At 69.5% G+C, this 13,301-nt stretch carries 15 protein-coding genes; 6 read left to right on the top strand and 9 right to left on the bottom strand.

Annotated features, from left to right (window positions below; translation table 11 throughout):
- Window positions 1–9: 9 nt before the first annotated feature.
- Together ACIRCZ_RS17990 and ACIRCZ_RS17985 are read right to left on the bottom strand one after the other, a co-directional pair.
- A complete protein-coding gene (locus tag ACIRCZ_RS17990; protein ID WP_402855517.1) occupies window positions 10–669 on the bottom strand; it encodes a class I SAM-dependent methyltransferase in 660 nt (219 codons plus the stop codon).
- 74 nt (window positions 670–743) lie between these two features.
- Window positions 744–1,781, bottom strand: coding sequence for an alpha/beta fold hydrolase (locus tag ACIRCZ_RS17985; RefSeq protein ID WP_402855511.1), 1,038 nt, complete (start codon window positions 1,779–1,781; stop codon window positions 744–746).
- A gap of 52 nt (window positions 1,782–1,833) precedes the next feature.
- Between ACIRCZ_RS17985 and ACIRCZ_RS17980 the strand changes: the two genes are divergently transcribed.
- Entirely contained in the window at window positions 1,834–2,220 is a 387-nt protein-coding gene (locus ACIRCZ_RS17980; protein ID WP_402855508.1) for a hypothetical protein, read from the top strand.
- Here ACIRCZ_RS17980 and ACIRCZ_RS17975 read toward each other — a convergent pair.
- From ACIRCZ_RS17975 to ACIRCZ_RS17950, 6 genes are all read right to left on the bottom strand, one after another.
- Window positions 2,210–3,724: a cytochrome bc complex cytochrome b subunit gene (locus ACIRCZ_RS17975; protein ID WP_402855505.1), complete on the bottom strand. Its 1,515-nt coding sequence runs from the start codon at window positions 3,722–3,724 to the stop codon at window positions 2,210–2,212. The genes ACIRCZ_RS17980 and ACIRCZ_RS17975 overlap by 11 nt on opposite strands.
- Before the next feature lie 88 nt (window positions 3,725–3,812).
- Window positions 3,813–4,784 carry an RNA polymerase sigma-70 factor gene (locus ACIRCZ_RS17970; RefSeq protein WP_402855502.1) on the bottom strand — a complete coding sequence of 324 codons (972 nt, stop codon included), beginning with the start codon at window positions 4,782–4,784 and terminating at the stop codon, window positions 3,813–3,815.
- Between the two features lie 23 nt (window positions 4,785–4,807).
- Complete coding sequence (locus ACIRCZ_RS17965; protein ID WP_055889414.1) at window positions 4,808–5,575, bottom strand: SDR family oxidoreductase; 768 nt, start codon at window positions 5,573–5,575, stop codon at window positions 4,808–4,810.
- Between the two features lie 113 nt (window positions 5,576–5,688).
- The gene (locus tag ACIRCZ_RS17960; RefSeq protein ID WP_055889411.1) at window positions 5,689–6,885 is read right to left on the bottom strand and encodes an AI-2E family transporter; all 1,197 of its coding nucleotides are present in this window, start codon (window positions 6,883–6,885) and stop codon (window positions 5,689–5,691) included.
- 96 nt (window positions 6,886–6,981) lie between these two features.
- On the bottom strand, window positions 6,982–7,701 hold the full coding sequence (locus tag ACIRCZ_RS17955; protein WP_055889407.1) for a GAP family protein: 720 nt from the start codon (window positions 7,699–7,701) through the stop codon (window positions 6,982–6,984).
- 1 nt (window position 7,702) lies between these two features.
- Window positions 7,703–8,545, bottom strand: a complete 843-nt coding sequence (locus ACIRCZ_RS17950; RefSeq protein WP_055889403.1) for a mechanosensitive ion channel family protein — start codon at window positions 8,543–8,545, stop codon at window positions 7,703–7,705.
- A gap of 135 nt (window positions 8,546–8,680) precedes the next feature.
- Between ACIRCZ_RS17950 and ACIRCZ_RS17945 the strand changes: the two genes are divergently transcribed.
- Both ACIRCZ_RS17945 and ACIRCZ_RS17940 read left to right on the top strand, forming a co-directional pair.
- A complete protein-coding gene (locus tag ACIRCZ_RS17945) occupies window positions 8,681–8,893 on the top strand; it encodes a hypothetical protein (protein WP_402855497.1) in 213 nt (70 codons plus the stop codon).
- A gap of 9 nt (window positions 8,894–8,902) precedes the next feature.
- On the top strand, window positions 8,903–9,382 hold the full coding sequence (locus ACIRCZ_RS17940; RefSeq protein ID WP_055889396.1) for a hypothetical protein: 480 nt from the start codon (window positions 8,903–8,905) through the stop codon (window positions 9,380–9,382).
- 13 nt (window positions 9,383–9,395) lie between these two features.
- Here ACIRCZ_RS17940 and ACIRCZ_RS17935 read toward each other — a convergent pair whose 3' ends face one another.
- Window positions 9,396–10,172, bottom strand: a complete 777-nt coding sequence (locus tag ACIRCZ_RS17935; RefSeq protein WP_235500143.1) for a DeoR/GlpR family DNA-binding transcription regulator — start codon at window positions 10,170–10,172, stop codon at window positions 9,396–9,398.
- A gap of 207 nt (window positions 10,173–10,379) precedes the next feature.
- Here ACIRCZ_RS17935 and ACIRCZ_RS17930 point away from each other — a divergent pair, with 207 nt between their 5' ends.
- Genes ACIRCZ_RS17930 through ACIRCZ_RS17920 form a run of 3 tightly spaced genes read left to right on the top strand, consistent with a single transcriptional unit; the run spans window position 10,380 to window position 13,299 of the window.
- Entirely contained in the window at window positions 10,380–11,531 is a 1,152-nt protein-coding gene (locus ACIRCZ_RS17930; protein ID WP_055889393.1) for an extracellular solute-binding protein, read from the top strand.
- Window positions 11,531–12,478, top strand: a complete 948-nt coding sequence (locus tag ACIRCZ_RS17925; protein ID WP_055889390.1) for an ABC transporter permease — start codon at window positions 11,531–11,533, stop codon at window positions 12,476–12,478. The genes ACIRCZ_RS17930 and ACIRCZ_RS17925 overlap by 1 nt, the downstream gene beginning before the upstream one ends.
- A complete protein-coding gene (locus ACIRCZ_RS17920) occupies window positions 12,478–13,299 on the top strand; it encodes an ABC transporter permease (RefSeq protein WP_402855490.1) in 822 nt (273 codons plus the stop codon). Before ACIRCZ_RS17925 ends, ACIRCZ_RS17920 begins: the two co-directional genes overlap by 1 nt.
- The last annotated feature ends 2 nt before the right edge of the window (window positions 13,300–13,301 follow it).

Genomic DNA, 13,301 nt, shown 5'->3' with positions numbered 1-13,301 from the left:
TGCGCACCGTCACGCCGTCGCCGTGCCGGCGATCTGCGTGTTGAACGGCAGGAAGGGCGTGTGCAGCCGATAGCGCTCGACCTCGACGGCCGCGAACCCGGCCGCCCGAACCGCTCCCTCCAGGTCACGCTCGCACGAGCATCCCTCGAACGTCCAGCCCCAGGGGCGCCGGAACAGCCGCTGCGCCGCCCGCGTCGGCGTGCTTTCCTCCGCGGCGACGTGCTCGACGAACCGGAACGTGCCGCCCGGCCGCAGGATGCGCCTCACCTCGGCGAGCGCCGCGTCCGGATCGTGCACAGAGCACAGCACCAGCGATGAGATCACGGTGTCGACACTTCCGTCCGCGAGGCCCGTCGACTCTGCTGTGCGCTCACGCAGGTCGAGGCGCACGCCCTGGCGACGTGCCGCATCCCGCAGCCTGCTGTGCATGGCGCGGTTCGGCTCGACAGCGACCAGGGTCGCGCCGTCCTGAAGGTATCGGAGGTTCGCGCCGACCCCGGAGCCGAGCTCGACCACCTCAGCGGGCAGGCCGGCGAAGACGCGCGACTTGTGATCGCGGAGGCTGCGCTCCAGGTACGGCCCCATGACGTGGAAGAAGGACGCGTTGAAGCGGCCTCGACCCGCGTGCTGCTCGAAAGGGGTCGGGGTGGTGGTGTTCGTTTCGGTCATGCCTCCAGCGTGCGCGGCGCGATGGAGGCGGTCAGGCGTGGAACTACCTCAGTTCGCGCGCCGGTTCGCCGCGCTCAGTCCGCCGCCCGGTCGTGCGCCGCGGCGTACCAGGCCGCGATCTGCGCCCTCGACCGGAATCCGAGCCGCAACCGGATGCGCTCCACATGGCCCTCCGCCGACCGCTCGTCGATGCCCAGTCGCTCGCCGATCTCGCGGTTCGTGCAGCCGGCGCTGACCAGGGCTGCGACCTCGGCCTGCCTGGCGGTCAACCGGCCGGCGCCCGTCCGGGATGCGCGCAGCCCGAGGAAGCGCCGCACCGTCGTCACGAGCGCGTGCCTGTCTCCCGCCCAGGGCAGGTGGGACCGTCCTGGCAGGACGATGAGCTGCGCCCCGGCGATGCCGTCGGCGAGCGCCGCCGCCTGCGCGACCGGGGCCGCCCTGTCGTGCTCCCTGTGCACGACCAGCGTTGGCGCGCGCACCCCGGCGAGAACGCCGGAGACGTCGAGCCGGTAGCTGAGCTCGAGGAGGGAGCGAGCGGTCGCCGCATCGGACGACGCCCGCTGGTACCGGCCGAACGCCGCCCGGGAGCCGGCCGGCGCATCCGGCGCGAAGATGTCGGTGAGCACATCGGAGCCGAGCCCCCAGTGCGACTCGACCAGGCCGAGCACGCCGTCGCGCACCTCGGGCGACGCGATGGCCGAGCCTGTCGCCCAGCCGCCGTAGAGCACCAGCCTCCGCACGGTCTCCGGATGCGCGGCAGCCCACGCCGCCGCGACCGGCGCGCCGAGCGAGACGCCCATCAGGTCGAACGGCTCCGGTCCGAGCGCCGCCGCGAGCGTCGCGACCTGCTCCAGTTCGCACTCCAGCGACGGCGGGCGATCTGTGGGTGCGGACAGCCCGCATCCCAGCCGGTCGTAGCGGACGAGCCTGCACCCCTCGGCGAGCCCTTCGTAGAGAGCTCGCTCCTCCGGCAGCTCCCAGCTCAGTTCGAGATGGCTGAGCCAGCCGGAGACGTACAGCAGCGGCCGCCCTGAGCCCACCGACGCGTACGCCACGGTGGCGCCGTCGGCCGTCGTCAGCTTTCCGATGCGCTGCTGCATGCGTTGCTGCATGGCACCATTGTGGTCCTCGTCACATTTCCCTCGCTCGCGCGGTCTTAAGGGTATGAAGATCACCGCGTGGCTTCCCCGCCCTTTGCACCACCGCGCCGTCCGGGACTTCCGCAGTGCGGCCGTCTCCGGCGATGCCGCGAGGCTGGAGTCGATGCTCGCCCCGGATGTCGCCGTGGTGGTCGACGGGGGCGACGACGAGCAGCCGGCACTGCGGATGGTGACCGGCACGTTCGACGCGGTCGCCCTGCTGCTGCACGGCCTCCGCCGGAAGCCGGGGCTGGACGTGGTCGAGCGCCAGGTCAACGGTCAGTCCGGTCTCCTGCTGATCGCCGACGGCGAGCCGACCGCGGCGATGACGATCGACTTCGCCGGCGCGCTCGTCAGCGTCGTCTGGATCCGGCTGCATCCGCTGGCGCTGCGGCACGGCCTCACCGTCTGAGCGCGCGGCCCCGTTCGTCCGCGTGCTCCCGCAGCGGCGCACCGTCGCCCGGGTCTACCAGCCTCCAGCGTTCGAACTCGTCGAGCTGCCGATGGATCTCGACGTACTCGCCGCCAGGCAGCCGCACGATGCGCCCGGTCTCGACGCCGTGCAGCAGGAGTCCGACGTCCTTCTTCTGCAGGCCGAGGCAGACTCTGCGCGTGATCGCGAACGCGGCGAGCGGCCCGAGCAGCACAGCGAGCTGGAACGTCAGGACGACCGTCTCGATGCCGACATGGAAGTGCGTGGCGATCAGGTCGGCGCTCGCTGCACCCCAGAGCACGCCGTAGAACACGATCCCGGCGACCCCGATGCCGGTGCGCGTCGGGGTGTTCCTCGGGCGGTCCAGGATGTGGTGCTCCCGCCTGTCCCCCGTGATGCGTTCCTCCACGAACGGGTAGAGCAGCACGGCGAGGAGATACCCGCCGATGACGCCGAGGGGCACCAGGATGGCCAACGTCCAGGTGCGGCCGAGCCAGACGAACTCCCAGCCGGGAGGAACGAGGCGCAGCGCCCCGTCCAGAAAGCCGGTGTACCAGTCCGGCTGGCTGCCCGCCGACGCGTCGCCGGCCGACGACGGACCGTAGAGCCAGATCGGACTCACTGTCACCGTCGCCGCGACCAGGAACAGCAGCGCCGCGACGATCGTGAACAGCCCGCCGGCGCGGACGGCGGCGTTCGGCAGCACGGGCACCCCCACCACGTTCCGCTCGGTCGCGCCAGGCGCGGCGAACTGCGCCGGACGCTGCACGTAGCCGATCCGGATGCGCCACACCAGCAGCGCGATCAGGGCCGCTGGCACAATCAGCACGTGGATCGGGTACAGGTGCTCGATGATCTGTCCGGGGAACTCGCCACCGAACAGCAGTGTCGATGCCCACGTCCCGATCACGGGGATCCCGAGCACGATTCCCTCCACGATGCGCAGTCCGGTTCCGGAGAGCATGTCGTCCGGCAGCGCGTACCCGCTCCAGCCGCCGGCCAGGGAGACGATCAGGAGAAGGAACAGCAGCACCCAGCTCAGCCGCCGCGGCCGCCGGAACGCACCGGTGAAGAACGTGGTCAGCAGCTGCAGGATGAGCGACGCCGGCAGCAGGAGTGCCGCCCAGTGGTGCACCTGCCGCATCAGCAGGCCGCCCGGAACCTCGAACGAGATGGCCAGGGTCGATCGCATCGCCTTCGACATCGTCGCCCCGTCGAGCGGCGTGTATGCGCCCGAATAGACGACCTGCGTGCTCGATGGCGCGTAGAAGAACATCAGGAACACCCCGCTGAGGAACACCACGACCACGCAGGCGAGCGAGACGACGCCGAACAGGTTCGTCCAGTGCAGCGCGATGTGCCGCTGCCTGAGCTCCGCGGCGAGCGCCGTGAGCCGACGGCCGAACGCGGTCCTGGTCGCGATGGCCGACGCCGCACGGTCGGTCAGCGACCCTTTCGTCCTGGCGGAAGAACCGCCACCCACACCGAGAATCCTTCGCACGACGACCTCCAGTCTCACTAGTAAGACCGTGGAGACGGCGCGAATGTGACAGTTGGCTCGAATGTGACCGTCAGGCGGAAACGGACGCGACGCGCGCGAGCTTCTGGGGGTTCATCATCCAGAGCAGTCGGTCGATTCCTTCTGCGCTGGAGGAGAGGGCCACCACGGCGAAGATCGCGCCGTCGCGGACCAGCGCGACCGCCGGCTCGCCATTGGTCTCGACAGGACGAAGCGACACCCCGACCCAGAACCGGGGCGCGAACGCGCGGATGTACTTGGCCACGGTCTCTCTTCCCCGCACAGGGATGCGGGATGCGCGCACGATCCCGCCGCCGTCCGCATAGCTGACGACGTCGGCGGCGAACATGCTCTCGAGCTCCGTGAGGTCGCCGGTCTGCGCCGCCGCCAGGAACGTGTCGAGCAGTCGCCGCTGCTCCGCAGGGTCGACGGGCTTCGCCTGCCGTTCCGCCGCGAGGTGCTTGCGCGCCCGGCTGACCAGCTGGCGCGTGTTCGCCTCGCTGGTCTGGATGATCTCCGCGATCTGCGAGAACGGGTAGTCGAACGCCTCGCGCAGCACATACGCCGCACGCTCCGTGGGCGTCAGCTTCTCCATCAGCAGCATGACCGCGAAGCCGAGCGCCTCGTCACGTTCCGCGCCCAGGGTCGGGTCCGCGCTGGTGTCGACCGGTTCCGGCAGCCACGGGCCGATGTACGTCTCGCGCCTGGCGCGGGCCGACTGGGCGACGTTGATGGCGAGCCGCGTCGTCGTGGTGGCGAGGAAGGCGCGCGGGTCGTCGACGGTGGAGCGGTCGTACCTCTGCCAGCGCAGCCACGCCTCCTGCACCACGTCCTCGGCGTCCGATGCGCTGCCGAGCACGCGATACGCGATCCCGAACAGCCGGGGCCGCACCTGGAGGAACGTGTCGGCCGCCTCGTCGAGTTCGGCGCCGGCGGTCGGCTCGTCGCGCATCCACCGATGGTACTCCCGCCCGGCGACCGGCCGGGCGGGAGCGGGGTACGCCTGGATGGTCGCCGCACTCATGACGACAGGCGTCCTCCGGCCGGTCAGAGCGATCCGGATGCGCGCAGCCAGTCCTCGAACCTGGTCGGCGCGATCCGGAGCGCGGTGATCGCCTCGTCGTTCCCCGGCACCAGCGAGGTGTCTGTCACCGTGCCGCCGAAGTAGCCGGCGGACTCGTCCGCGACGACAGTGCGGGCATCGCCGCGCGCTTCCAGCACGCGCCGGCCGAGCTCGGCCAGGCGGAGCTGCTCGGGACCAGCCAGCTCGATGACGTCGTTCGTCGGCGCCTGCGTTGCGATGTCGGCGAGCGCCGCGGACACGTCCGCGGCGGCGATGGGCTGCATGAGCACAGGGGACAGCCGGATGGTGTCGCCGTCTGCTGCGCCCTCCGCCAGCCGTGGGATGAACTCGAAGAACTGCGTCGCCCGCACGATCGTGAACGGCAGGCCGCTCTCCCTGACGAGCCGCTCCTGCGCGACCTTGGCTCGCATGTAGCCGATGTCGTGCATCCGGTCGGCGCCGACGATCGACAGCACGATGTGATGCCCGACGCCCGCCTCCTTCTGCGCTTCGACCAGGTTGGCGGTCGAGCGCTGGAAGAAGTCGAGCACGGCCGCGTCCTCGAAGGAGGGCGAGTTGGGGATGTCGAGCACGACGTCCGCGCCGGCAAGCGCATCCGCGAGCCCCTCTCCCGTGACGCTGTTCACTCCTGTCGACGGCGACGCCGCGACGACGTCGTGCCCTGCCTGACGCAGCAGCTCGACGAGCGGCGTTCCGATCTGTCCTGTGCCGCCGATGACCACGAACTTCATGACTATCCTTTCGCTGGATGGTTTCAGAAGCTCAGACCGGGCAGCCAGGAGGTTTGTGACAGCGGCCGCGTCGGGATGAGTCTGGTCACCGTCCGGTCACCGGACGCGTCCGGTCACTCGGCAGCGTGCCCGGCGTCCTTCGCACGCTTCTCGCTCTTCCGCTGCTCCGCATCCGCCTTCATCAGCTGGCGGGTCTCGCCCAGATCTCCGATGGCCGCCCGCCAGATGCGGGCGCGCGGATCGGCGTCGACGAGCACGGCGCGGCCGAGCAGGGTGAGCGGGATGGCGAGGATCGCCCCGATCGGCCCGAGGACCACCGCCCAGAAGAGCACGGAGAAGAAGGTCAGCGTCTGACTCAGCGCGACCGCGTTTCCGACGACCTTCGGCTGCACGACCGACTGGACGACGGCGTTGATGACCCCGTAGATGACGATGATCGCGATCACCGTTCCCCAGCCGCCGGTGAGGTAGCCGAACAGCAGCGGCGGCACGATCGCGATGAAGTAGCCGACGTTCGGGATGTAACTGCACAGGAAGGCGAGGATCGCCCAGAGCAGGGCGGCAGGCACCCCCAGCAGCCAGAGCGCGATGCCGTTGATCACGCCCTGCACGATGCCGAGCACCGTCGTCACCACCATGTAGCGGCGGACGTTCCGCGCGAACGCCGACAGCGCGTACACGAGGTTGGGCTTCTTCGGCTGGAGCTGACGGAGCAGGGTCGGCGCGTATGCGGCGTCGGCCGGCATCAGGATGAGCATGGTCAGCACGACCACCCCGAACGACACGAGGCCGAACGCTCCGCCGAGCAGCCCGGTGAAGAAGTCGAGGAAGTGGGCGGGGTCGAACCCGGCCGTCACCGCCTTCACCTCGTCCGGCCCGATCCCGATGCTCTGCAGCCACGCGCCGATCTGGGCGCCGAACTCCGCGAGCTGGGCCTGATACGCGGGCAGCATCCCGATGAAGTCGGCGAGAGCCAGGAGCAACAGGCCCGCGAAGGCGGCGAGCAACGCGAACGTGGTCAGCGCGACCGCCCCCGTCGCGACGCCGGCGGGGGTTCCGTGCCTGGTGAGCCACACCCGCACGGGCTGCGCGCAGATCACGAGCACGAGCGCGAGCAGCGTCGGGGCGAGGATGCTGCCGATCGCGTGCATCCCGACAGCGATCACCACCGCGCAGGCCAGGCCGAGCAGGATACGCACCCCGCGTCCCGATGGGTTGTCCTGCTGATCGGCGTCGGCGTCGGCGGGCGGGGCTGCTTCCGGGGCGCGCGGACGCCGGTGGAACGGCCACCACGCGCGACGTTCGCTCATCTGACTCTCCCTCCCGGCATCGACGGTGAAGAAAGCTGCGTGCTTGGAGGCTATTGCGGTGCTGCCCGGGTGTCTAGGAGCGGACGGCCACGCCCGTTAGTAGCTGAGCAGTTCGGAGAGGCCCTTCTGCAGTTGCAGCACCGCGATCACCAGCAGGAGCGCAGCGTTGAGCACGTGCGTGTTCCCCGCGACCCAGGTGCGGACGCGGGCGAGCAGCGGCTCGACCGCCTTCCCCCGCACGAGCACGAGCACGGCGGGCACGATGATCGGCAGCGCCCCGACGACCCCGAAGATCACCAGGGTCCAGATCGACTCCGGCGCCGTCAGCGCCAGCCGGACGTCAAGCCCGGCGATGACCGCGCACGAGGCGTCGACCGGGTTCAGGACGAACAGCCCGAGACCGAGGACGAACGCACGAGGAACCGTGAAGTTCTCGACCGTGCGCAGCCAGCCGGGCAGCTGCGGGGCTGCCCTAGTCACATCGGCCGGGGTGCGCGCCGCCGCCATCGCCACGATGTGCGCCTTGCCTCTGCGGTACACCCAGATCGCGCTGACCAGCAGGATGACCGCGAGCAGGATGCGCACGACGGGAACCCAGACCGGCGGCACCGACTTCTCGTGGACTTCGAGCGCACCGAACACCAGGTAGCTGATCGCGAGCACGAGGCCGATGCCCACCGCCCAGCCCAGCGCGAACATGACGCCGTTGATCCTCGCGCGACGCGAGACGAGGATCGCGATGAGCGCCATGATCGCGAGTGGACTGAGCAGGATCCCGAAGCCGAGCGGCACGAGGGAGAGCAGAAGCTGGCCCATGTCACAGCTCCCCTGGCGGCGTCAGCGGCGTGTCCGGCAGGGCGGACGTGATCACGACCCGCCTGTCCGCGAACGCCGCCGCGAGGGCGTCGATGACCGCCGACCGCACCTGCGGCCCGTGCGACGGATGGTGCCAGAACCGTACGGCGTACACCGTCCTGGTCGGCTCGACGGCGGTGGTGAGCACCTGCACGGCCTCGCGGTGATGCACGCCGTCCGTGTCGTGGCAGACCGACCGGATGCGCTGCGCCGTCTCGTCGTCGACGCTCTCGTTCCCATCCGCGTTGGCGATCCTGACCTGCAGTTCGCTGCGCTGCTCTCCGGTCTCCGACTCGTTGACGAACGGGCCGCTGAGCACCACGCTGTTCGGGATGTGCACGGTCCTGCCGTCGAGGGTGCGCACGGTCACCGACCGCCCGTTCAGTTCGTGGACGGTGCCGGTGTAGCCCTGGATCGTCACTCTGTCCCCGACGACGAACGGTCGGCGCGTCTGCAGGATGACCCCGGCGGCGAAGTTCTCCGACACGCCTCGCAGTGCGAGGACGGCGATCACGGCGACGATGATCGCCAGTGCGATCACCGGTTGGATGGGCGCGCCGAGGAACGCGATCGCCACCCCGACACCGAGCAGGATGATCACGAGCCTGACCGAGCGGGCGATCCTGGCCCGCACATCGTCCGTGACGCCAGGCAGCTTCCGCAGCAGGACCGTTGCACCGCGTTTGGCGACGATGCCGAGCACGACCCCTGCGACGACGGCGAGCAGCGCGAAGACGATGTCCCAGGTGTCCAGGCCGGAGAGGAAACCCGCCGCATCCGCCCCGCTCGGTGCCGCCGCCGTCATGGACACGAACCTAGCCCGCGTCCGCAGCGAGCGTCTAGTGTCCTCGAAAACCCCCACTAGAGGAGATAGAACGAGCCCTCTACCATTCAATCAAGCGCAGTAGCAGAACCCCCGAACCGATCGGACGGAGCACTGATGGCCACATTCGAGATCCCCCTCGGCAACGCGCCGAAAAAGGGCGAAGACATCCATCTCGTGCGCTGGGCTCAGACGGGTGATGGGTGGTGCCCGGAGACGGTGCTCGCGACCTACGTCGCCAGCACCCACGACGAGTGGATCGTCGACACCTCCGGTGAGCAGCGCCGGCTGCGCCGGGACCAGTGGTTGCAGTTCGCCATGTGGCGCTAGCTGCGGGTCATGGAACCGTCAGAGTCGACGCATCCCGCCGACACGATCGTCGCCATGACGATAGCGGACTACGTCAACATCGACGCGAACGGCAAGGCCAACCTCGTCGGGGCGGGCATCCGCGTGCTCAGCCACGAATCCGGGACGTCGGCATCGTCTCCCTTCGCCGTGTGGGTGACGCTCAGCCTCGCGGACGTGCCGGCGCATCCGGTGATCGTGGAGCTGGTGCTCACCGCACCGGACGGCACCAGCGTGCGGCTCGACGACGCCTCCGGACGGCCGAGCGAGGTCCGGATCACCCAGTCGGCCACGTTCGCCACGATGACACCCATCGACCTCCCCGACGGCCACCTGCCGCCGATGCACGTCCTTGCGGCGAACTTCCCCAACGGCCTGCACTTCCCGCCCGGCCGCCTCTACCGCTGGCAGGTGGAGGCGGACGGGGTGATCGCCGGGACGTATCCGTTCTACGTCGCCGGTGCGGAGTGACTCGACGGCACCCTCACACAGTGCGCGTGTCCCCCTGCGGCGCGACCACCACCCGCCGCCCTCCCTGCACCGCGAGGTCCAGTGTCGCGGCGTCCGCCCCCGCCGTGGTGACGACGGTGTCGAAGTCGACGATCGAGGCGATCCGGTACGAGCCGCTGCCGGGGAACTTGGATGCGGTCGCGACCAGGATCGCGCGGTCTGCGGCCTGACGCATCCTGCCCTTGATGCTCGCCTCCTGCGTGAGGTCGGTGACCACGGCCCCGTCCGGCTTGACTCCTGTGCTGCTGATCACGGCGATGTCGGCGCGGACGAGCGCGAGCGACTCCTCGGTGAGCGGCCCGACCAGCGTTCTGGGCTTCGAGCCGACCATCCCGCCGAGCAGGACGAGCGAGATGGTGTCGTCGTCTCGCAGGGCGTCGAGCACGGCCAGGCTGTTCGTGATCACGGTCACCGGCCGTCCGCGCAGGTGCCTGGCAAGGCGCAGGGTGGTGATGCCGATGTCCAGCAGCACCACGTCGCCGTCCGCGATGAGTGCGGCGGTCGCGATTGCGATCGCCTCCTTCTCGCGGGTGTCGTCGTCGAGGTCGCCGCCGGTCGCTGACTCCTCGCTGAGCGGGACGGTCGCTCCTCCATGCACGCGCCGGAGCCGCCCCGCGAGTTCCAGGCGTTCCAGGTCGCGCCGGATGGTGGTGCCGCTGACCACGAGCAGCCGTGAGAGCTCTTCGACGGTCACGCTCCCCACGGCGTGGAGCCGTTCGACGATCGCCGCCTCTCGCTGATGTGTCAGCATTCTCGACCCTTTCGCAGATGTGAACACCCACAGTCTCGCGGTGCTCATTTGCGCTCATATTAACGCCGTATGAACAGTCCCTAGCGCTCATTTGAAACCTAACGCGCAGCTATCGCCAGGAACGCGCAGCCCGGTTAGCGTGAAAACCGTTCGCCCCGATCATCGGCGCGAACGCTCCCCCGACACCCTTCCCTCCAGGAGTGCTCCGTGAAATCCCCTCGCCTGATCGCCTCCGTCGCAGCCATCGCTGCGGTCGGACTCGCCCTCACCGGCTGCGCGCAGAGCAGTTCGGCCGCGTCGTCAACGGACGGCGCAGACAAGAAGCTCACCGTCTTCCTCAGCGCAGACACCAACATCCAGGACCTCTGGCAGAAGACGCTCATCCCGGCGTTCGAGAAGGCCAACCCCGGATACAGCGTCTCCGTCGACTTCGATCTGCACGGCCTGCACGACCAGCAGACCGTCGCCAAGCTCACCGCGGCGACCATCCAGAAGAAGGACCCTGGCTACGACCTCGTCGACGCCGGCTTCGTCTCCCAGGTGGCCGCATCCGGTCTGCTCGAGAAGGTCTCCGGCACCGAGGTCCCTGGCCTCAAGGACGTGCCGAAGGACCTCGTGGCCGCCGGCGGCAACGGCGGCATCCCGTACCGCGGCTCCAGCGTCGTCCTCGCATACGACACCAAGACCGTCGCCACCCCGCCGAAGACCCTGGACGACCTGCTCGCGTGGATCAAGGCCAACCCTGGCAAGTTCACATACAACTCGCCGGACACCGGCGGCAGCGGTCAGTCGTTCGTCACGACCGTCCTCGACCAGAACGTCTCCGCCGCCGACCGCACCAAGCTGGTCACCGGCTCCGCGCCGGAGGTCGAAGGAGACTGGGACAAGGGATTCGCGACCCTCGCGAGCCTCAACCCGTACGTGTACCAGAAGGGCGTGTACCCGAACGGGAACAACCAGGTGCTCGACCTCCTCTCCAGCGGCCAGATCTCGATCGCCCCGGTCTGGAGCGACCAGTTCGTCACCGGCCACAAGAACGGCCAGATCCCCGCGAACATCGCGTACACCCAGATCTCCGACCCGTCGCTGACCGGTGGTGCGAGCTACCTCGGGATCCCCTCCGCCTCCCCGCGCAAGGCGGGAGCGGAGAAGCTGGTCTCCTGGCTGCTCACCCCCGACGCCCAGGCGCTCGTGGCCGACAGCATCTCCGGGTACCCGGTGATCGCGCTCGACAAGCTCCCCTCCTCCGTGCAGGACCTGTTCAAGGATGCCGACATCGCGAACCTGCGTCCGGCATACTTCGCCACGACCGCCGCCGACCTGAACAAGGCGTGGGCACAGAAGGTCCCAGGCAAGTAATGGCCACCGCCACCGCCGACCGGGCGGCCACCACCGCGGTTCGCAGCGCCCGCCGGGCGCCGCGGACCGCGGTGACCGGCTTCCTGCTCGCCCTCCCTCCCGTCGTCGTCATCGCCCTGTTCGTCGGCGTTCCCGTCGTGCTCGCGCTCGCGTTCAGCGTCGGCTTCACGGGCGGCCTCAACTCCGTGATCGCCGCGGTCGGCCAGAACGTGCACCACGCCGACGGCGCCGTGCCGACCTTCGCCGCGTACGGCGACGTGTTCGCCACGGAGGCGTTCTGGCAGGACCTCGGGCTGACGCTGGGGGTGACCGTCGCCAGCACAGCGATCGTGCTCGTGCTCGCCGGAGGGATCGGCCTCTATCTGCGCCTGCGCGGTGGCTGGCTGGCCAGGCTGCTGTCGGCGGTCGCGATCGTACCGCTGTTCATCCCGGTGGTCATCGCCTCCTGGGCGATCCTCACCTTCTACTCCGCCGACGGCTTCCTGCGCAGCCTGCTCGCGCAGGTCGGCATCGACGGCCCGGTCTGGGCGTACTCCGCCACGGCGATCGTGATCGGCTCGGCGTGGACCTCCCTGCCGTTCGCCGTGCTCATGATCGTGTCGGGGCTGCAGTCCGTCCCCGACGCGCTGATCGAGGCGGCACGAGATGCCGGCGCAGGCACCGTGCGGATCGTGCGCACCATCCTGCTGCCGATGAGCGCCGTGCCGATCGTCATCGCGGTCACCTTCACCGCCATCGGAGTGATCGGGTCGTACACGGTGCCGTACTTCACCGGGCCCAACGCGCCCACGATGCTCGGCGTCGCGCTCGCCAGCTACTTCACCTCGTACAACCAGCCGCAGCAGTCGCTCGTCATGGCGTTCGTGGTGTTCATCGCCGCCGCCGGCATCGGCGCGCTCTACGTCTGGGCCAACTTCCGCAGCGCCCGCCGCGAGGGGAGGATCTGATGCAGCGTCCCGTCTCCGCCGTGCTCCGCGCATCCGGTGCCTGGTTGTTCGCGATCGTCCTGCTGGTGTTCGTGCTCGGCCCGCTGGTCTGGCTGGGAGCGCACGCGTTCGCGGACACCTGGACGTACCCGCACCTGCTGCCCGACTCGTGGACGCTGCGCTGGTGGGCGACGGTGTTCGGCGATCCGTCACTCGGAGCGTCCATCCAGAACTCGCTGCTCATCACACCGATCGTCGTGCTGGTCTCCGCTGTCGTCTGCCTTCCGGCCGCGTACGCGTTCGCCCGGTTCGAGTTCCCCGGCCGCCGCCTGTTCCTGATCGGTCTCTTCGCGACCAACGCGTTCCCGCGCATGGGGCTGTTCGCCACGCTCGCCTCCCTCTATTACGCGCTCGGCCTGATGAACACGATCGCCGGGGTCGTCGTGGTGCAGTTGCTCGGCACGATCGTGTTCATGACCTGGATCCCCGCCGCTGCGTTCTCCGCCGTTCCACGGTCGCTGGAGGAGGCGGCGCGCGACGCCGGTGCATCCAGGGCTCGCGTCTTCTTCACCGTGACGCTGCGGATGGCTCTGCCCGGCATCCTGGTCGGCGCTGTCATGGCGTTCCTCGCCGCGTTCGACGAGGCGCAGGGCACCTACCTCGTCGGCGCGCCGGACATCCTGACCATGCCGACCGAGATGTACAGCCTCGTCCTCAACTTCCCCAAGCAGGTCGCCGCCGTGTTCTCGATCCTGCTCGCCGTCCCATCGGTGGTGCTGCTGCTCGCCGTGCGCAAGCACGTGATGGGCGGCCAGCTTGCCGAGGGCTTCCAACTCAAATGAAG

The sequence above is a fragment of the Leifsonia sp. NPDC102414 genome, assembly GCF_044765685.1.
Classification (GTDB): Bacteria; Actinomycetota; Actinomycetes; order Actinomycetales; family Microbacteriaceae; genus Leifsonia.
Note: the sequence above shows the minus strand (reverse complement) of the source record. Positions and strands in the feature narration are given on the sequence as shown.